Annotated in this window: 23 protein-coding genes; 3 read left to right on the forward strand and 20 right to left on the reverse strand. The window is 48.2% G+C overall.

The features are described from left to right. Positions 1–338: 338 nt before the first annotated feature. The 19 genes from BP95_RS0120705 to BP95_RS0120800 all read right to left on the reverse strand — a co-directional run bounded on the left by BP95_RS0120705 (position 339) and on the right by BP95_RS0120800 (position 14,534). The gene (locus BP95_RS0120705; RefSeq protein ID WP_051249861.1) at positions 339–1,280 is read right to left on the reverse strand and encodes a polyprenyl synthetase family protein; all 942 of its coding nucleotides are present in this window, start codon (positions 1,278–1,280) and stop codon (positions 339–341) included. Next, entirely contained in the window at positions 1,246–1,506 is a 261-nt protein-coding gene (xseB, locus tag BP95_RS0120710; RefSeq protein ID WP_021252976.1) for an exodeoxyribonuclease VII small subunit, read from the reverse strand. The genes BP95_RS0120705 and xseB overlap by 35 nt, the downstream gene beginning before the upstream one ends. A gap of 5 nt (positions 1,507–1,511) precedes the next feature. After that, positions 1,512–2,867 carry an exodeoxyribonuclease VII large subunit gene (gene xseA, locus BP95_RS0120715; RefSeq protein WP_021252977.1) on the reverse strand — a complete coding sequence of 452 codons (1,356 nt, stop codon included), beginning with the start codon at positions 2,865–2,867 and terminating at the stop codon, positions 1,512–1,514. 42 nt (positions 2,868–2,909) lie between these two features. Beyond that, positions 2,910–3,779 (reverse strand): bifunctional methylenetetrahydrofolate dehydrogenase/methenyltetrahydrofolate cyclohydrolase FolD, encoded by an 870-nt coding sequence (gene folD / locus BP95_RS0120720; RefSeq protein WP_021252978.1) that lies wholly within the window; start codon positions 3,777–3,779, stop codon positions 2,910–2,912. A gap of 53 nt (positions 3,780–3,832) precedes the next feature. Continuing rightward, entirely contained in the window at positions 3,833–4,309 is a 477-nt protein-coding gene (gene nusB / locus BP95_RS0120725; protein ID WP_021252979.1) for a transcription antitermination factor NusB, read from the reverse strand. A gap of 230 nt (positions 4,310–4,539) precedes the next feature. Further along, positions 4,540–4,770, reverse strand: a complete 231-nt coding sequence (locus tag BP95_RS0120730) for a DUF2273 domain-containing protein (protein ID WP_021252980.1) — start codon at positions 4,768–4,770, stop codon at positions 4,540–4,542. Between the two features lie 15 nt (positions 4,771–4,785). Then, positions 4,786–5,325 (reverse strand): alkaline shock response membrane anchor protein AmaP, encoded by a 540-nt coding sequence (gene amaP / locus BP95_RS0120735; protein WP_021252981.1) that lies wholly within the window; start codon positions 5,323–5,325, stop codon positions 4,786–4,788. Between the two features lie 67 nt (positions 5,326–5,392). After that, entirely contained in the window at positions 5,393–5,803 is a 411-nt protein-coding gene (locus tag BP95_RS0120740; protein ID WP_021252982.1) for an Asp23/Gls24 family envelope stress response protein, read from the reverse strand. Positions 5,804–5,909: 106 nt separating this feature from the next. Then, positions 5,910–7,253 (reverse strand): acetyl-CoA carboxylase biotin carboxylase subunit, encoded by a 1,344-nt coding sequence (gene accC / locus BP95_RS0120745; RefSeq protein WP_021252983.1) that lies wholly within the window; start codon positions 7,251–7,253, stop codon positions 5,910–5,912. Between the two features lie 48 nt (positions 7,254–7,301). Beyond that, the gene (accB, locus tag BP95_RS0120750; protein ID WP_028533131.1) at positions 7,302–7,802 is read right to left on the reverse strand and encodes an acetyl-CoA carboxylase biotin carboxyl carrier protein; all 501 of its coding nucleotides are present in this window, start codon (positions 7,800–7,802) and stop codon (positions 7,302–7,304) included. A gap of 418 nt (positions 7,803–8,220) precedes the next feature. After that, positions 8,221–8,973 carry a SpoIIIAH-like family protein gene (locus tag BP95_RS0120760; RefSeq protein WP_021252985.1) on the reverse strand — a complete coding sequence of 251 codons (753 nt, stop codon included), beginning with the start codon at positions 8,971–8,973 and terminating at the stop codon, positions 8,221–8,223. A gap of 46 nt (positions 8,974–9,019) precedes the next feature. Next, positions 9,020–9,688 (reverse strand): stage III sporulation protein AG, encoded by a 669-nt coding sequence (spoIIIAG, locus tag BP95_RS0120765; protein WP_021252986.1) that lies wholly within the window; start codon positions 9,686–9,688, stop codon positions 9,020–9,022. Between the two features lie 130 nt (positions 9,689–9,818). Beyond that, the gene (gene spoIIIAF, locus BP95_RS0120770; protein ID WP_021252987.1) at positions 9,819–10,634 is read right to left on the reverse strand and encodes a stage III sporulation protein AF; all 816 of its coding nucleotides are present in this window, start codon (positions 10,632–10,634) and stop codon (positions 9,819–9,821) included. 28 nt (positions 10,635–10,662) lie between these two features. After that, positions 10,663–11,940 carry a stage III sporulation protein AE gene (gene spoIIIAE / locus BP95_RS0120775; RefSeq protein WP_021252988.1) on the reverse strand — a complete coding sequence of 426 codons (1,278 nt, stop codon included), beginning with the start codon at positions 11,938–11,940 and terminating at the stop codon, positions 10,663–10,665. Between the two features lie 22 nt (positions 11,941–11,962). After that, on the reverse strand, positions 11,963–12,352 hold the full coding sequence (spoIIIAD, locus tag BP95_RS0120780) for a stage III sporulation protein AD (RefSeq protein ID WP_021252989.1): 390 nt from the start codon (positions 12,350–12,352) through the stop codon (positions 11,963–11,965). A 32-nt stretch (positions 12,353–12,384) separates the two neighbouring features. Further along, positions 12,385–12,588: a stage III sporulation protein AC gene (gene spoIIIAC, locus BP95_RS0120785; RefSeq protein WP_005546700.1), complete on the reverse strand. Its 204-nt coding sequence runs from the start codon at positions 12,586–12,588 to the stop codon at positions 12,385–12,387. An 11-nt stretch (positions 12,589–12,599) separates the two neighbouring features. Continuing rightward, a complete protein-coding gene (spoIIIAB, locus tag BP95_RS0120790; protein ID WP_231515151.1) occupies positions 12,600–13,133 on the reverse strand; it encodes a stage III sporulation protein SpoIIIAB in 534 nt (177 codons plus the stop codon). Continuing rightward, positions 13,117–14,124, reverse strand: a complete 1,008-nt coding sequence (gene spoIIIAA / locus BP95_RS0120795; RefSeq protein ID WP_021252991.1) for a stage III sporulation protein AA — start codon at positions 14,122–14,124, stop codon at positions 13,117–13,119. Before spoIIIAA ends, spoIIIAB begins: the two co-directional genes overlap by 17 nt. A gap of 140 nt (positions 14,125–14,264) precedes the next feature. Continuing rightward, positions 14,265–14,534, reverse strand: coding sequence for a YqhV family protein (locus tag BP95_RS0120800; RefSeq protein ID WP_021252992.1), 270 nt, complete (start codon positions 14,532–14,534; stop codon positions 14,265–14,267). A gap of 426 nt (positions 14,535–14,960) precedes the next feature. Here BP95_RS0120800 and BP95_RS0120805 point away from each other — a divergent pair, with 426 nt between their 5' ends. The 3 genes from BP95_RS0120805 (at position 14,961) to BP95_RS0120815 (ending at position 17,153) form a co-directional block, all read left to right on the forward strand. Then, complete coding sequence (locus tag BP95_RS0120805; RefSeq protein ID WP_021252993.1) at positions 14,961–15,782, forward strand: phosphosulfolactate synthase; 822 nt, start codon at positions 14,961–14,963, stop codon at positions 15,780–15,782. Between the two features lie 51 nt (positions 15,783–15,833). Then, the gene (locus BP95_RS0120810; protein WP_021252994.1) at positions 15,834–16,562 is read left to right on the forward strand and encodes a 2-phosphosulfolactate phosphatase; all 729 of its coding nucleotides are present in this window, start codon (positions 15,834–15,836) and stop codon (positions 16,560–16,562) included. Between the two features lie 129 nt (positions 16,563–16,691). Next, a complete protein-coding gene (locus BP95_RS0120815) occupies positions 16,692–17,153 on the forward strand; it encodes a DUF441 domain-containing protein (protein ID WP_021252995.1) in 462 nt (153 codons plus the stop codon). Between the two features lie 17 nt (positions 17,154–17,170). Here BP95_RS0120815 and BP95_RS0120820 read toward each other — a convergent pair whose 3' ends face one another. Beyond that, positions 17,171–18,424, reverse strand: a complete 1,254-nt coding sequence (locus BP95_RS0120820; RefSeq protein ID WP_021252996.1) for an aspartate kinase — start codon at positions 18,422–18,424, stop codon at positions 17,171–17,173. Positions 18,425–18,458 lie beyond the last annotated feature (34 nt).

An 18,458-nucleotide genomic window follows, 5' to 3' on the forward strand; every position in this document is an offset into this window, starting at 1 on the left:
GTACATCACGCTTCATAATAGAATGAAGAATTGCAATGTGCGACTCGTAATGTAGGTTCATACCCCAAGCCGTAATGCGACGCTCGAGGGCGTCAAACCACGCACTTGGGCCTCCGCGGAAGCGGGGTCAACGCCCACATGCCATTGTGGATCGCCCCACAACCTTAACTCCCAGCATCAGCCCCCGACTGGGCGTCGAAAGCCAACACCAGGAACTTCATCGATGTGCCCTTTAGCGAATTTTTAGGCCCGCCTTCAGCGTTGGTAGGCCGACTAGAATACTGCACCACTCTACGCAAGGCCTATTATATCATAAATAGTGCCTAAATACTCGCCAATTAATGGTCTCGCTTCATCAAATAATCTGCCATGCCAACCAATAGCTCAGGTTTTTGGAACCCTGCATTCGCAATTGCAGCTTTCGCTTCCTCAGTCAAGCGTTCCACTTCCTGTCTCGATTCTTCAAGGCCGATGAAGTACGGATAGGTAACCTTCCCGCTTTTCTCATCGCTTCCCTTCGGCTTACCCAGCATGGCTTCATCTCCGATGACATCCAAAATATCATCTTGAATTTGAAAGGCGAGCCCAAGCTTATAACCATAGGTCGTCAGCGCTTGCAGCTGCTGTTCCGATGCGCCACCAATCCGCCCGCCTGCGCGGAGGGAGCATACAATAAGATCACTTGTCTTATGCAGATGGATGTATTCCAGCTGATCCAACGTCGTAATCCCTTGCTCACCGAGCATGTCAGCAGCCTGCCCGCCGACCATCCCGTTCATCCCTGCATACTCTGCCAATTCCTCTACAATAGACAAGGATACCTCAGCTGCAACACCATGCTGGCGTGTGCTCTGCACAATACAGTGGAAAGCCTGCGTCAACAGACCGTCTCCAGCGAGAATTGCCATGGCCTCACCATAGATTTTATGATTGGTCGGCTTGCCACGGCGTAGATCATCATTGTCCATTGCAGGCAGATCATCATGTACCAATGAGTACGTATGAATCATCTCAATGGCACATGCAACCGGCTCCGCTGCTCGTGTGTTGCCCCCTAAGCTATCACAAGCCATTAACACACATACTGGCCGCAGCCGCTTGCCGCCTGCCATTAACGAATAATGCATCGATTGTGTTAGCGGCTCAGGAGTATTGCGCTTGCTATCCAGCATCTTCGGCAGTATCGATTCAATCCGAGTTGCCTGCTGCTTCACATAATCGGCAAATACTCCGGCCGATTGATAATTAATCAATCGAATCACCCGTCTCCTCTGTTGCATACGGCTGACGCTTCCATTCGCCGTTCTGCTCGGTTACCATCTCTATCTTGCGTTCAACTTGTTCCAGCTTCTCTGAACAAAGCTTCGAGAGCATCATTCCTTCTTGGAACAACTCAATTGATTGTTCAAGAGGAGCGTCTCCGCTTTCTAGTTTGGCAACGATCTCTTCCAACTTATCCATCGCCGCCTCGAAGCTTAATTGTTCAATAGTCTCTTTATTTTCCATGAGAGTTATTCACGCTCTCCTTTCATCGACCATACATGACAATCCAATTGGCCATCCGATAATTTCACCCGCACTACGTCTCCAGGCTGCACTTCTTCGATCGAGCGGATCAGCTTCGCCTCCTGTTCATCATACACAAGACTATACCCTCTTGACATAATCTTAAGTGGGCTAAGCGCGTCCAGCTGTCTAATCATCCCAGCTGCCTCCATCCGCTTCTGCTTCGTGATAGCAGCCATCGACTGAACGAGTTGATGCTGATTGCCATCCAACCGCTTGCGTGCAGCACGCGCTTGATGTACTGGCGTCTGTTCACGCAATCGACCACGCAGTTCCTTCCATCGCTGTGAAGATTGGCCTTGGATCAACTGCAACCGGTACGTTAACTGCTCCTGTAGGCGCGCAACCTTATCCGCATGCTTCATCATCAACTGTTCAGGCTTGCGGAACACGGCAGATTGCTGTGCCCGAAGCAACCGTTCCTGGTTTTGATTCAAGAGGCGATTCATTGCCGATTGCAGCCTGCGATTTACATGTGTAAGATGCTGCCTGAGCTCTTCACGATTTGCTACCGCTAATTCGGCCGCTGCCGTAGGTGTAGGAGCTCGAAGATCGGCTACGAAGTCCGAAATCGTAAAGTCCGTCTCATGTCCAACCGCTGAGATGATCGGGATCGTCGATGCAGCGATTGCTCGCGCAACCACTTCTTCATTGAATGCCCATAGTTCTTCTAGCGATCCTCCGCCGCGGCCCACAATCAGCACGTCCACCTCGCCGCTGCGGTTCATCGCCTCGATCGCCTGAGCAATCGATCCTGCCGCTTGTGTTCCTTGTACTAATACGGGGTAGAGCAATACCGCAACACCGGGCTGACGGCGGCGCAGCGTAATGAGGATATCCCGTACAGCAGCACCTGTCGGCGAAGTAATGACGCCGATTGCAGCAGGATAACGCGGGATACTTCGCTTGCGTTCCTGCCCGAACAATCCCTCCGCGTTCAATCTCTCCTTCAACTGTTCGAAGGCCATGAACAGACTTCCAATTCCATCAGGCTGCATATGCATCGCATAGAACTGGTATTGACCATCCCGTTCATACACCGTAATATTGCCGCGAGCAATGACCTTCGTTCCTTCCTTCGGACGAAAAGCCAGCTTTTGATTGTGCGAAGCAAACATAATCGTACGTATACGGCTATCAGAATCCTTCAATGTGAAATACATATGCCCGCTTGAATGATGTGTGAAGTTCGATATCTCTCCACGAAGCCATACATCCTGAAGCCTTGGATCGCCTTCCATCTTCATGCGGATGTAGCGGTTCACTTCTTTAATTGATAATATTCGTGCATCGTCGGACACATTGTCTGCCCCCTTTCGTTCCCAATGACAGACAGCGCACAACTATTCGTTGTGCGCAATGTGATGTATTCGTTTGGCGGCCTTGAGTGTATTGAACATGAGCATTGTAATTGTCATTGGTCCTACACCGCCTGGTACAGGTGTAATCGGGCCGCAAATTTCCTTCACGTCCTCAAAGTCAACATCTCCAGCCAGCTTACCGTTCTCAAGGCGGTTCATGCCCACATCGATAATGACTGCACCTGGCTTAATATAAGAACGATCCACGAAGTTAGCGCGACCAATCGCAACAACCAAAATGTCTGCCTGTTTGGTAATCTCCTTCATATTGATAGTCCGAGAATGGCACATCGTAACTGTTGCATTCTCACGTTGAAGAAGGAGAGATATCGGTTTGCCTACAATGTTGCTTCGCCCAATAACAACAGCGTGCTTGCCAGCAACGTCAATCTGGTTGCGTTTCAGCATTTCCATAATGCCTGCTGGCGTACAAGGCAATAAAGAGTCATCCCCGATGACCATATTACCGACACTGACAGGATGGAATCCATCCACATCCTTCTCAACGGCAATTGCATCGATGACAGCCTTCTCATCAATATGCTTCGGCAGCGGAAGCTGCACAAGAATTCCGTGAATGGAAGGTTCTTCATTCAAGCGATGAACAAGAGCCAGCAGCTCTTCCTGAGACGTATTTGCCGGAAGACGATGTACTTCCGAATTGAAACCCAGCTCCAAGCATGTCTTATGCTTGCTGTTCACATATACTTGCGAAGCAGCGTCTTCACCAACGAGAACGACAGCCAGCCCTGGCTGTATCCCCTTGTCCCTCAGCCCAGCGGTCTCCGCCGTAATCTCCTCACGAATTGTACGAGATAATGCCTTACCATCCAATAAAGTTGCTGTTATCATTCTCTGCGCCTCCATCCGAATACTCGACATTGTCATCCAAGCTGAACTTACTTCTATTCTTCTGTTGTTTCTTCCTTTGCAGCTTCCGCAGTAGAAGCTCCGTCCATATCACGCATCATCTGCCCTAGAACTCCATTGACGAATTTTCCGGACTCGTCCGTACCAAAGTGCTTTGCCAAATTGATGGCCTCATTGATCGCTACTTTAGGAGGGACATCATCGCGATATTTCATTTCGTACGTAGCCAGACGAAGGATCTGTCTATCCACTCTGGACAAACGCTCAACGTGCCACCCTTTCAAATAACGTGCCAGAAGCTCGTCGATCTCAACGTGATGCTCCCATGTAGCTCGTACCCATTCCAATACATGAGCATGCATGGCTTCCGCATGCTCATGCTTAACACCTATTTCATTGTCTTGTGCAGATTCTTGCACAATCATAGCAACAGCCTGGTGTGGCGTTACCTCTGTCATTTCAAGCTGATACAAACTTTGAATAGCCATTTCTCTGGCGATGCGTCTTTTCATGATTTATCCTCCTGCATGTAAAGCATCCGACATGTCGAATTCGTATTCCTTCAATTCACTAGCGCATGCACTCTACTGTTCATCAAGGCAATTGCCACCGTTACTACGATTTTAAGCACTTCGATGCATCTACTTACGATTTATTTGTGAAAAAAATCCTATGAAGCTCCCCGATTCCCTTCCGTCGGCCAGAACCGGCGGTCAAGCAGTCGTTCGGAGCGTCCATAGGACTACTTCAACCTTCTCCAACGTTCAGACATCCACATTCCAATTCGCTGAAACGGGAACAAGGGGCCTAATTTCAGATCCCGCTGTCTGCCGATTGCAAATCCGATGAATACAAGAAGTGCAAAAAATAGCATATCCCAAAAACCAACAATTAGATACAAGATGCCAAAAAAAATGCCCGCCGTGACGCCGAGTAGACGTCCGCCGTGACTCTCCCATATTTCCTTCCACATCGGACAGCTCACCACCTATTCAACGCGCGCTTTAAAGGTTTGCGTCTGCACAATATTTGCGACGTATACCGAAACGTAAGAAACCGGTATTCCGGTAATTTCCTGCACATAATCGCGAACCTGGCGTTGAACATCCTCCGTCATGCTTGGTATCGCCGTCTCCCCGTCCACAACGGTGCGAATCGTGATATCGAGCCCTGATTCATTGGTGCGGATTCGTGCCTTTAAGTCCTTAACACCACGGACGCGCGACGCTGCCTTCAACGCCACGTTCTCGATCGTTTCTATCGATATCTTAATATCACCAATATCGGTGCGTTGATCAATCGATGACATTGACTTCCGCTCACGACGCATTGAAACGTAAACGAAGCGGATGCTAAGCAATAAAATAACGGCCGCAACCGCTATTACTGTTGTTTGCAGCCATAGAGGCTGAGTTGGATCAAGCCGTTCGGGAATGAAGCCTAATGCAGCTAAAATGGCTGCTACCGATAACGAACCAATGACCAAACTATACACAAACAACAACAGTCTGTCTACAATTCTGCTCACGCTTGACGACCCTCCTCATGGAATGGCAGTAAACCCCCTGCCACCAGGAGGGGGTTTACTGCCATCATTATTTCACTCGCGTAGATACTTCCGTTTCTTCCGGTTTCTCTTGCGATTTAAAATGCACGTCATGCACATGCACGTTCACTTCAACAACATGAAGACCTGTCATCATCTCAATGGAGCGCTTTACGTTCTGCTGAATCTCATCAGCAATCACAGGAATGCGACGACCATATTCTACGATGATGTTCACATCTACTGCAGCTTCACGTTGTCCAACTTCAACCTTAACGCCTTTGGACAAGTTCTTACGGCCAAGTAATTCAGCAATACCGCCTGCAAAGCCACCGCTCATACCCGCTACACCTTCTACTTCAATAGTAGCTAGACCAGCGATCACTGCAATCACGTCAGGAGCAATCTGAATATTGCCAAGATCAGTACGCTCAAATTCCGGAATAATCGTCTGATTCATCCGTTACACACTCCTCATTATTTTTTGAAAAGAGGCAGTTCTTGTCCGTCATAATCATAACTATAGCATTTGTCTATTTTTATGACAAATTACTCATGATGACGTTCTAGACTTCATGCTCTTCCAGGAATTTAATATCGAAATCCCCTTGCTCGAACTTCGGATGCCGCAGCAACCGTTGATGGAACGGAATTGTTGTATGAATACCTTCTATCGCGAACTCCGCAAGTGCACGCTTCATACGTTCAATCGCTTGTTCGCGAGTAGGAGCCCACACGATCAGCTTCGCAATCATGGAATCATAGTGTGGAGAAATCACACAACCTGGATATGCTGCGCTATCCACACGTACACCCGCTCCTCCCGGAGGCAAATAGAATTGAATTTGCCCTGCGGAAGGCATAAAGTTGCGATCAGGGTCTTCTGCGTTAACACGGCACTCAATCGCCCATCCATTAAGCTGAACATCCTCTTGTCGGAACGATAATGGATTGCCTTCCGCTACATGGATCATCTCTTGGATAAGATCAATTCCAGTTATCATCTCGGTAACAGGATGTTCAACCTGAATACGAGTATTCATCTCCATGAAGTAGAAATTGCCGTCTGGACCGAACAGAAACTCCAAAGTACCTGCACCCGAGTAGTCAACAGCGAGTGCTGCGCGTACAGCTGCCTCGCCCATCTTCATACGAATATCTGGCGTCAGCACTGGACATGGAGCTTCCTCAACCAGCTTCTGACGTCTGCGCTGCACGGAGCAGTCACGTTCGCCTAGATAAGCTGCATTACCATGCTTGTCTGCGATAATTTGGATTTCAACATGCTTCATGCCCGTCAAATACTTCTCCAAATAAACGCCGGCATTACCGAAGGCTCTCTCCGCTTCCTGTTGTGCTGTCGTAATTTGCTTGACCAGCATCTCTTCATCATCCGCAATTCGGATCCCTTTGCCACCGCCGCCGGCAGTTGCCTTAATGATGACAGGATAACCGATATCGCGTGCGATCATAAGAGCTTCTTCGATATTCTCAACGAGACCGTCGGAACCAGGAATGACAGGAACTCCTGCATCCTTCATCGTCTGCTTCGCTACAGCCTTGTCTCCCATACGCTCAATCGCATCGGAAGAAGGACCAATGAATGTAATGCCGCATGACTCGCAAATATCAGCAAAGTCAGCATTCTCCGCCAAAAAACCATAGCCAGGATGTACTGCATCACATTCTGTCAATGTAGCAACACTCATTATATTCGTAAAGTTCAAGTAACTGTCCTTGGAAGATGTAGGGCCAATACAGTACGCTTCATCTGCAAGACGTACATGAAGTGAATCACGATCGGCTTCCGAGTAGACTGCAACCGTTGCAATTCCAAGTTCTCGGCAAGCACGAATGATACGAACAGCGATTTCACCACGGTTAGCAATTAGAATCTTCTGAAATTTCAATGTTTTAAACCTCCTTGGCTTTACATCTGTTCGGGATGATAGCATCCACTAATCCAGCTTCACCAAGAATAAAGGCTGGCCGAACTCAACCAACTGGCCATTTTCTACAAGAATCTCAACAATTTCGCCTTTGACTTCAGCTAAGAGTTCATTCATCAGTTTCATCGCTTCCAAAATACATACGACCGATTTCTCGTTAATTTTATCTCCCGTATTCACAAATGGAGGCGTGTCTGGTGAAGAAGCACGATAGAATGTACCTACCATCGGAGACACAATCTTATGCAATCCCGCCTGCTCCTTCGTGTCGGCAACAACATCTACTGCTGGCTGTGCAGGAGCTGTCTCAACTGCAGCTGCTGGCTGTGCAGGTACAGTTGGAACCGGGGTATATGTAGGCTGTGCAGGTGCTGGCTGAACACTAATGACTTCAGTCTTGCCGGGCTTGCGAATGGAAAGACGATAACCTTCGTTCTCGATTTCCAATTCCTGCACGGAAGTTTGGTCCAACAGCTTGATCAGTTCTTTGATTTCGCCAATCTTGAACAACATGTTTCACTCCTCGTGACAATTGATAAGTCTCTTATAGCAAGGTAGTTTCATACTGCAAATACATGTCCAAAAAGGGAGCGGTATTCCGCAACAGAGATCCGCAAGGACGCTCAGCGCATGCTGTCTATGCAGAATATAATACCGAATCTGTTCAGCAGTGCGCACAAGTAGCTGTTAAGCTGCATGCATAGCAGAGTGCCGTGTTGCCGCAGAAGAAATGACATATTCGATGCGACAATCCTTGTGATTGAATGCTAGATTCCATGCTGAGAGACCTTCCGTTGCTTTCTCAAAAATAAGCTGTCTTTTTGAACAACCTTCAAAAAAGGACAATCTACAGACGTTAGTATTATAACATAATCGTTCCAAATGGAAAGAGCCCAGTTTGCAACTGGGCTAGATTCGAGTACATTCGCTATTCACTGACATATTCTACAACAATCTTATCTTGTGTCACATTCAAGTCCTTCATGACTTTATCTACTATTTCAACAGCATCTTTGGCTTCAAGCTTATTGCTCTGCACAAGCACTTGATATTTATCATTATCCTGTGTGATGACTGCACTCTGATACTGCTTCTGCAGCTCCGTTTCCAGGTTTGATAATTTCGTCTCATGCTCTTCCAGCTTGCCCATTTCGTCATGGACTGCAGCAGTCTTCTCACTGCTGGTTGAGTTCAGGTCACTCATGAGTTTCTCCATCTCTTGCTGATACTTCTCTGCACGCTGCATTTGCAGTTCTTCAATAGAGCTCCGCTTCATAACACCTTCTGCTTCAACTTTGTCCAGCATCGCCTTCTCTTGGTCTTCCTTCGCAGCAGCGCTAGTCTCATTTCCAGCATTCTTGGCTTCATCGTCCTTGCCAGTGCTTGTCGCAGAAGGATTGGTCCCGTCACTCTTGCTGCTGTTCTCCTTAGCTTCGGATGCAGCGTCTTTGCCATTGACGCTTGGATCAGCACCATGCCCTGTAGATACCTCAGTGACTTTGATTTCTGGCAATTGCCCAACTTCTGTTGCATCACCTTTCAATGTCTGTTCTGAACGTACATTGTCTACCGTTTGCTTCGCTGGAGCTGTTGTGTCCTCCGTGAATAAATAATATGCGGACAATACGACCATCAAGCTCAGCATAGACACTAACCATATCGTCTGTCTTTTCGTATTCATTCTTCATTACCTCCTAATGTTCATTCAGTTTCTCGTTCAAGCTTACCTATTGAGCAATCTTGCGTGGAACGACCGATATCCGATAAGCCGGTACATTCAAGCCTTTCTCGACAGCATCGACGACCATCTTCTTCACCGTCGCATTCTCTGCCCCTTTCGCAACGACTATGACTCCCCGCACCTTCGGCTTAATGCGCTTCGTCACGATTGGAGCTTGATTTCCCGAGGATTCCAGCGTCACGATTTGACCATCGCGCGTATATTGGGTAGTGTGCCGCTTGCCGCCGTTCGAATCTGTCTCTTCGGTCTGCTGCTGATTGTCCTTGAAGTTGCGCTGAACAATCAGTTCCTCTGTGGAGTCAATCGTGACAAGCACATCAACTTGTCCGACGCCGACAATTCCCTCCAGAATGCCTTTGACGCGTGCTTCAAATGACTGCTCAATGGACTCGAATACATTCGATGAAGCCTTATCAGATGAATTCTTGGTTTCCATCGAGTCAAAGGCCCCGACAGCCGGCGGCTCTTTGTCTGCGCTGCCTTTGCCCCCGAACCACCCTCCGCCGCTTCCCTGAGGCTGGAACGAGCCGAACAATATGAGCGCTGCGCCGACAAGACCGAGCAGGAGCAGCCAGCGGAACGAACGGACGCGCTTGGAACCGTTGCTGCCTTTTCCGATCCACGTTTCAATCTGCTGCAACCATTTCGCCAACATGATCGACTCCTTCGTTATCGAATGGACTTGTCTTACTTGTCCTATTTCACCTATATGCTACCGTATAGAAAATATGCTTGTTTTTTCATGATTTTCACCTGCTTGAACGCATGACCAAAGGATGGCTGTCCTACAGCTTTGGTTCAGCTCGTTTCCACTCCACCTTGATTTGCTCCGCATTCACAATCCAAGAGGTCATCAGTGATCGTATCGCTTGATTCGTAACCTTGCTGCGATACTGTTCGGCCTCTTCCCCCAGCTGTTCAGAGTATCCTGATGCTGGGATTTCCTTGAATTGCTGAGACTGTCCCGTCTCCGGGCCCTCTTGTCCAATCAAGCCTGATTGAATCTGTACTTGATGAACCGGCTTCACAGCCTCCACTGTGCCATCAGTTTTAACGAAATCTATGGAATCGGTTTCGCTCACAGCAGCCTGTCCGGCAGAAAGAGCAAGCTCTATCCGTTCAATGATTGGTTCCCCCTTCGCATTACGGGTAAGCTTGACTTGCAACTGCTCCACTTGTACCTGTTCCTCCGAGATGTTCCTCTTCGTACCGTTGGCATTTTGAACACTGTGACGTAAGGCAAGTGCAAGCTGTTCCTTCATCTGACTGCCAATTTCCGCTTCTGCAAGCCGCAGCGCACTGCCTTCCTGCTCACGGGCTAGCAACTCTCCTTGCCTTCGGATTTCGTTTACGCTCGTTGACTGTTTTCGCTCTGCGGTTAACGTGGATGACAACGTAGAGCTCCATTCGCTTGCTAATTGATCTGCCAGTCTTGCGTCGAACAGCTTAAGGACAGGTGATAATAAGGTTAGTAAAATAATTAAGCTAAGCATTAGCTTGACGTATCGCTGCATCGAGCGATTGGGCAGAAGCAGATCAATGAACGTTGCCAGTAGAATTATCATGATGATCTCTTTCATCCATTGACTTAACCAGCTCATTTCGTTCACTCCATTTCATCCGCGCGGCCTAGCGCATCATAACCGTCACATTGCCTGCCGTAATGAGAATCGTAATTGCTAGAAAGAACATGAGACCGACCGCAGCTAGAGCCGCAAACACATAGATCATGCTCTTGCCGATCGTCTTCAGGCACCCAAGCACAGGGGAATCTCCTAACGGCTGCATAATGGCTGCCGAGGCGTTATAGATTAATGCAAGCGTCAATATTTTGATTGCCGGGAAGGCACATAAAAACAGCAAAATAATGACACCTGACAACCCAACCGCATTTTTTACGAGCAGCGATGCCGAAATGACGGTATCCGTTGCATCTGAGAATGCGCGTCCAATTACAGGAACGAAATTGCCGGTTATATACTTGGCTGTTCGAATAGATACCCCATCAGTGACTGAGCTCGTAGCGCCTTGCACGGAGATCACGCCCAGAAAGATCGTTAACAGAACACCTAGCAATCCCACACTGATGCTCCGCATCAAGTTCGCCAGTTGAGTCACCTTGTATTTGTCAGATATGGAACTGACAATATGCAGAATTGCTGAGAAGAATAGAAGCGGAAATACACCGACATAGATCAGTGTTCCGACCAAATGAACCATAAAGATGATGAGCGGATGCATGACTGTAACGGTCACAACATTCCCCATTGAAGCCAGCAGGGTTAGAAGCAAGGGCACCATCGCCATCATAAAGTTAATCATGCTTGATATTGCTTCCTTGGCGAAGCCGATTGCGATCTGGAAGCTGTTAATAGCCAGAATAATGATGACCATGTAAGAAATCGTGTAGGCAATTTTGCTGACTGTGTTGCGCTCGAAGGCGGTCTGCAGCGTTTCCAGCACCATGCTGAATACGACGAGTATGACAATCGTGACAATTAACTTGCCGTTCATAAACACTTCTTGCAGCATAAATTTCCCGATAGCCTTGAACACATTGCTGACTGTCAGCTTCTCACCGCCAGGAAGCAGCAAATCAACAAAATCTGGCATGGCATCTCTAGGAAAGTAGCCCCCATACTTGACGAGCAGATCATTCCAGTACCGCTCCACTTCGCTCGTCTGTAATCGCTTCGTCTGCTGCTCGATCCATGCTTCTGTTGCGGCGGGTCTTGCGGGCGCTTCTTCTTGCAGCTGCTGCGGCTGTGTCACCTGCTTGTCTTCTATCGCAGGAGCAGCGAATGCCGTACCCACACTAGCGAACAACACGCACAGCAGCAACAGGAGCCACACCCACTTCCTATAGACCATGTTCCAATGCCGTTCTTGCAATTGAATTCGGTTCATTCGCACTCCACCTTACCTCACGTCAAGCAGGAAGAAGCTTCATTACAGTCTCTATAATGACGCTTATGATCGGGATAGCCAGTACCATAATCAGCACCTTCCCGGCAAGTTCAATCTTAGATGCAATCCCATCCTGTCCTGCATCCCGAACAATTTGAGCGCCGAACTCCGCGATGTAGGCGATTCCAATCATTTTCAATATCGTCTTCAAATAAATGGGCTGAATTCCCGAGCGATCGGCCAAGTCCTCCAGCACTTGAATGACGACTTCGATCTTCCCAATCAAGAATAGAAAAATGGCGATTCCAGCAAAGGTTGAAATGATAAACGCAAACATCGGCTTCTGCTCTTTGACAACCAATACTAGAATGGTCGCTAAAAGTCCGAGTCCTACAACTTGAATGATTTCCATGAAATCACCTGACCTGTATACCTACCGTTATTTTATTGAAACAAGAAGATGGTTTTAATCTCTTGGAATAAGTGATCCAGCAAGCGAACGACCATGAACAAGACCACAACAAAGCCGATGACCGTCACCCAATGAGCCATATCTTCCTTTCCCATTTGCTTCAGCACGGTGTGAATCATCGCGATGATAATACCGATTCCGGCAATTTGAAAAATGGCGCTGACATCTACATTCATCATCTGGCACCTCAATACATCAAAATTACAACGAGCAAACCAGCTAGCACACCAAGACTGCGAGTCATTTTTCCATAGCGGCTATGATCTTCCCGAGCGCTCCACTCCTCTTGCTCCAGCTGCTTAATCGCAAGCTTGATATGCTTGCTCTGATCCTCTCGATCACTAATTCCAAGCGTAAACCCAAGTTCCTTAATAATTCGGAGGTCATCCTTCGTTAGCGAGGTATTGCTGCCATATCGTTCCCACGCTTGCTCCCAAGCTTCCCTTGCCGTAAATGATTGTGCTGCGGAATGTTCCATTGCTTGTGATGCGCTGAGGAATATATCACGCAGTATAGGGGGCATTTGCTGTGCAATATCGTGAAATGCTGCCGATAGCGGGGTGTGCCCGTATATTATTGCGGTTTCCAATCGAGCCAGTGCATGGTGCAGCAGCCGAAGCTGCTTCGGTCTCGCCGCATATGCAGCTGCTTGTACCCACCCTATCCCCGCTGCAGCCGCAACGAGAATTGCTGCTCCTAGCAATTTATACGTGGTACCCACCTCCTCCCTGCACATTCGCTACGATGCTGGGCTGAAGCGCTCGCAGCTTGCCGTCGTACACCTTCCGCTGCCACTGTCTAGCTGTCCTCCGCAGCGTAACAACCCGAGTAAATCCCCCTCCATCAAGCAAGGATGCCATTCCAGGACGTCGAATCACATCCTCTGCATCCGATCCATGAACAGATGCGATCATCCTTACGCCAGCATGTATGGCCTCTCGCATCGCTTCGTAATCTTCTTCTCTGCCGAATTCATCCACAACAAGCACATCGGGAGACATAGAACGAATAAACATCATTAATCCTTCCGCCTTCGGGCACCCATCTATAACATCTGTTCGATAGCCAAGATGGTAACTAGGCACTCCCTTCGTACAACCGGCAATTTCAGAACGCTCATCTACAATGCCTACCTTAAGCGCCTTCCAGAGCGCCTGTGGATGATTCCAGCAGCCAGAGGAGATAGCCCGAGCCATATCTCGCAGCAGGGTTGTCTTCCCATGCTGTGGAGGGGATACGACAAGTGTGCTATGGATTGTCCGATGCTTGAAATCAAGCAGTTGTGGAATAATGTCGTCGGCTATGCCCATTACTTCTCGGGCAATACGCAAGTTGAAGCCCGTTATATCCCGAAGATGACTAACCCTTCCTTGCGTCAGCACAGTCCGACCCGCTAGTCCAATTCGATGTCCACCAGCTACCGTAATGAATCCACGCCGAAGCTCTTCCTCCATCGTATACAGAGAATGATTCGTTACATAGTCAAGCAATTGAAGGCTATCTTCGCGGTTGGGACGATAGGCTGTATCAGGCTTATCAGTCAATGTGCCTTCCCTAGTCACAAAATAAAATTCCCCCGCTGCACTGACTTCTAGCGGGCGCTCTTGTCGGATTCTCACTTCTTCCAATTCACCTAAGATGCGTTCAGGCAAGTGCAGCAAGATAGAACGAAGCGCGGGAGGCAGCACCGCTGACCAGCTGTATACATTCATCTCTCCCATCCTCCTTGGGTCATCCTCATTATTTTAAGGGAAATAAGGTGCTACCTTGTGTATCCCATATGTATGACCCTTGTCCGGCAAATATGCACCTCGGTGGGACTAGTACCGATTGATCCCTATACCCCCGTCCACTACTTCTTCAAAATGCCGATAAGCAAGCACGTAACACCAGCAACAATCCAGGCAATCTTCGTCCAGTTCAACTTGTCTGCTATGCCTATCAGCCCAATTGTGGTCGTTGTAATAAGCACGAGCGGCCCTACAAGAGCGAGCAATGAATTAACGGCAAGCGCCTTCTCGGTATCATTTACTTTCAACATAATGAGGGCTACAGCAATCTCCAGAGATCCAGACAGAAAGCGCAGTCCCGCCATACTCGCTACGAACTTATCAATCGTCACCGTTCTCCCCTCCTGTACACAATCATGAATTGGAAACATCAAGCGATCCAAGTGAACGCAGCCTGTACAATACGCATATTGACACATTGTATGCAGGACAAGACTTGTTTAGAGCAGTAGATTGCGAGAATCTGGCAGATAGACGCTGCTCATATTGAGGTTGTTCAAAAAGTCCGCTTTTGATCACGAAGTAAATCATGAAGTGGACTCGGCATCGAATCTTGAATTCAGCCGGGCCTTCCGGTGCTCATGTACCCAAAACGTACGCTCCGCTCCTCAGGCCCTGGCTTCATCCAACTTTCTCGGTGCTGAAAACCGGCCTTTTTGAACACGCACATACAGGCAACTAGGCACCTGTCAGGTGAGGTATGCATATATTGACTTCATAGTTTGACTATCTTCATGAGATGAGGGAGATTGTAAACCATGAGCTTCACTGACAACCAAGTTGGCTGTTGGCCGAGTCGATTAATTGATCCAAGCGGAATACGTACTGCGAAGCCGCGTACCACGGGAATGACGATGGTCATGGACAAAGGAATGGGAATGAGCGAATTTACGGATATGCTGGAGCTCGCTCACGAGCACATCGACGTCATTAAGCTGGGGTTTGGAACCTCTGCCGTTACGCCTCTTTCTCTGCTTAGCACCAAGCTGGAAGCCGCAGCACGTCATGATGTTATTGTCATTCCTGGAGGTACGTTTTTAGAAATTGCTGTCGCGCAAGGCATGGTGGATGCTTTTTTTCATATGATGAGAGTGACTGGTTTTACGGGAGTTGAGGTGTCGGACGGCACAATCACATTAACCCGCAAGGAGCGGAATGAGCTCATCCGCCGCGCTAGCGAGGAAGGACTGCTTGTTTGTACAGAGTATGGCAAGAAGGATAATTCAACACCATTTGTTCTCTCCGATATCGTAGAGACCTTTACAGAAGACCTTGCTCACGGAGCCGAATGGATGACACTTGAGGGAAGAGAATCTGGTGTGGGGGTTGGCGTGTATGATTGCAGCGGCAGTTGTGATACCTCATTGGTCAATCGTATTGTCTCCGCAGTGCATACGCCTAGCCGACTGATGTGGGAAGCTCCACACAAGGAGCAGCAGGTTGAAATCTTGCGAACGGTTGGTTTGCAGGCGAATATCGGCAACGTATCCCCACATGACATTATTGCCTTCGAAGCACTCCGCAGAGGACTGCGTTCAGATACAATGAGCGCCATGGTTCAATCTCAATACATGATCTAATTGTTCGATACACGTAACCAGAAATATAAAAAAAAAGGGGGGGAAACCAACATGCATATCGATGTCATTCTTAGCGTAAACGAGGCACGAGCAATAGATTTGACACATCGCACGGTGATTGTCATCGACGTACTTCGTGCAACAAGCACGATCATCACTGCCCTTCATTATGGTGCTTCCGGCGTCATTCCCGTTGAGACGGTATCCCAAGCCAAACAAATTGCCAAAGATGAGGATGTATTAGCTGGGGAACGCTACTGCAAAAAAATATCAGGATTCGACGCAGGGAACTCCCCTTATGAATACATGTCGAACAGCATAGAAGGCAAGCGAATCGTGCTAACAACTTCAAATGGTACGCGTGCCATCCAGAAAGCATTGAAAGCAGACTATATATTAGCCGGAGCAATCATTAATGCGCAAGCTACCGCACATGCTGCATGCAAACTGCGCAAGGATGTGGCATTGCTCTGTTCAGGCGCACAAGATGAATTCGCCTTCGAGGACGGCCTATGCGCCGGACTTATAATTGCGGAGCTGCAACGCTGTATGGGTAATGCAAACGAACTAACCATGAATGATGTCGGATATACCGTTCACAGCTCCTATCAGTATTATGCGAATTGCATTCCAGAAGCGCTTCAACAATGTTCGGGCGGCAAGAAACTATGCAAGCTTGGCTTCGCAAAAGATGTAGAGTTCTGTGCAACGGTCAATACGTATTCACTCGTCCCCATTCTTACAGACAACCACACGATGAAGCCGTTTATATCATCATAAACGTCACAATTACGAGCAAGGCGCCAGACGGTCTATGTTCTAAAGCAGAGGGGCTTGTTCATACATTGAAAATGACTACAGCATATCAGCACGATGGTATGAACAACTCTCTCTTGAGGAGCATGATACATGAATGGTGAATTTGTACTCGTTACGCTCATACTCATAGGTCTCGTTAGCCGATCTCCAATTATTACGACTGCCGCATGTATTTTGCTAATCGTTAAGCTTGTCCATTTAGAGCGCTATCTTCCCACCATTGAACGTCGGGGATTGGAGTTCGGGTTATTATTTCTTACCATTGCCGTGCTTGTTCCCTTTGCGGCAGAGCGAATCACTACCCACGATCTATGGTCAGCCCTATCTTCCTGGCCGGGTATGATGGCACTTGCGGGCGGTGCTATTGCCACCTCGATGAATGGCAAGGGACTGGAGCTATTAAAAAACGATCCGCAAATGATTGTCGGCCTAGTGGCTGGGTCAATCATCGGGATCGTTCTACTGCGCGGCATTCCGGTAGGGCCATTAATGGCTGCCGGTATAACCGCACTATTATTGCAGATAAGCAGATGGATTATTGATAAGTTCTAAAATATGCAGTCCATCCATTATCTACGGTCTTGAGGACCGCCTACGAATGCTGTCTCCATTGTGTCCAAGCCATAGCCTGTATGAAGAGCTCGGATAATATCATGCAGGTTATCAGCTGCCACAACACAGGATACTTTAATTTCAGAGGTGCTCACCATTTTAATGCTGACTCCCGTCCGGGAGATGATGTCGAACATTTTAGCAGCAACACCCGGATGGCTAACCATACCAGCCCCTACGATCGAAATTTTCACCAAATCTCGCTCCGATGTAACTTCACGGTATGGAACCTCACCGCGAATGTTCTCAATAACGGATACTGCTCGCTCACAATCAGCAAGTGCTGTCGTGAAGGAGAAGTCTGCCTCACCGTTTAATACACCGCTCTGTACAATAATATCTACATCTATATGTTCATTTGCAAGCGCTCCGAATACCTTCGCCAATACTCCCGGCAAATCAGCGACGCCCAAAATGCTAATACGCGCTACATTCTTATCATATGCGATGCCACTAACGACTACACCCTGTTCCATTGTAGCTTCCTCCTTCACGATTGTCCCCTCATTGTAGTTAAAGCTGGATCGAACAACAAGACACACTGAATTGTGCTTGGCGTATTCTACTGCACGCGGGTGCAGTACGGCTGCCCCTAGATGAGCCAGCTCCAGCATTTCGTCATAGGATATTTCCTTCAGCTTCCGGGCACAGTTTACGATTCGAGGATCTGTAGAGTATATGCCGTCAACATCCGTATAAATCTCACATACATCCGCCTGAATAGCAGCAGCCAGCGCAACGGCTGTCGTATCCGAGCCTCCACGGCCTAATGTTGTTATTTCTCCGACTTCCGACATCCCCTGGAATCCAGCCACAATTACAATCTGACCTTCCTGCAGTGCATTCTTCACCCGTTCAGACTGTATGTCGACAATACGTGCCCTGCCGTATGTACCGTCTGTTCGGAAACCAGCCTGCCATCCGGTCATAGACATCGCCTGGTGACCAAGCTGATGGATAGCCATGGATAACAGCGCTACCGAGATTTGCTCGCCTGTCGTGAGCAGCATATCCATTTCACGCGCAGGAGGATTCTCATTCAAGCTTTTCGATTGATCGATTAATTCGTCCGTCGTGTCTCCCATTGCTGATACAACAACAACACACTTGTGGCCTTCTTGTTTTTTTTCTACGATTCGTTTGGCAACCCTCTTCATTCTCTCAATATCTCCTACTGAGCTGCCTCCGAACTTCATGACGTATAGTGCCACACTGACTCACTCCCACCCTATGAACTAGAAATGC

The sequence above is a fragment of the Paenibacillus sp. UNC217MF genome (assembly GCF_000686865.1).
Classification (GTDB): domain Bacteria; phylum Bacillota; class Bacilli; order Paenibacillales; family Paenibacillaceae; genus Paenibacillus_B; species Paenibacillus_B suaedae.

Coding starts and splice junctions, on each gene's coding strand:
- BP95_RS0120705 (WP_051249861.1), bottom strand. CDS start 1,280: ATGCAACAGAGGAGACGGGTGATTCGATTGATTAATTATCAATCGGCC.
- xseB (WP_021252976.1), bottom strand. CDS start 1,506: ATGGAAAATAAAGAGACTATTGAACAATTAAGCTTCGAGGCGGCGATG.
- folD (WP_021252978.1), bottom strand. CDS start 3,779: ATGATAACAGCAACTTTATTGGATGGTAAGGCATTATCTCGTACAATT.
- nusB (WP_021252979.1), bottom strand. CDS start 4,309: ATGAAAAGACGCATCGCCAGAGAAATGGCTATTCAAAGTTTGTATCAG.
- BP95_RS0120730 (WP_021252980.1), bottom strand. CDS start 4,770: ATGTGGAAGGAAATATGGGAGAGTCACGGCGGACGTCTACTCGGCGTC.
- BP95_RS0120740 (WP_021252982.1), bottom strand. CDS start 5,803: ATGAATCAGACGATTATTCCGGAATTTGAGCGTACTGATCTTGGCAAT.
- BP95_RS0120760 (WP_021252985.1), bottom strand. CDS start 8,973: ATGAATACGAAAAGACAGACGATATGGTTAGTGTCTATGCTGAGCTTG.
- spoIIIAG (WP_021252986.1), bottom strand. CDS start 9,688: ATGTTGGCGAAATGGTTGCAGCAGATTGAAACGTGGATCGGAAAAGGC.
- spoIIIAF (WP_021252987.1), bottom strand. CDS start 10,634: ATGAGCTGGTTAAGTCAATGGATGAAAGAGATCATCATGATAATTCTA.
- spoIIIAE (WP_021252988.1), bottom strand. CDS start 11,940: ATGAACCGAATTCAATTGCAAGAACGGCATTGGAACATGGTCTATAGG.
- spoIIIAD (WP_021252989.1), bottom strand. CDS start 12,352: ATGGAAATCATTCAAGTTGTAGGACTCGGACTTTTAGCGACCATTCTA.
- spoIIIAC (WP_005546700.1), bottom strand. CDS start 12,588: ATGAATGTAGATGTCAGCGCCATTTTTCAAATTGCCGGAATCGGTATT.
- spoIIIAA (WP_021252991.1), bottom strand. CDS start 14,124: ATGAATGTATACAGCTGGTCAGCGGTGCTGCCTCCCGCGCTTCGTTCT.
- BP95_RS0120805 (WP_021252993.1), top strand. CDS start 14,961: ATGAGCTTCACTGACAACCAAGTTGGCTGTTGGCCGAGTCGATTAATT.
- BP95_RS0120810 (WP_021252994.1), top strand. CDS start 15,834: ATGCATATCGATGTCATTCTTAGCGTAAACGAGGCACGAGCAATAGAT.
- BP95_RS0120815 (WP_021252995.1), top strand. CDS start 16,692: ATGAATGGTGAATTTGTACTCGTTACGCTCATACTCATAGGTCTCGTT.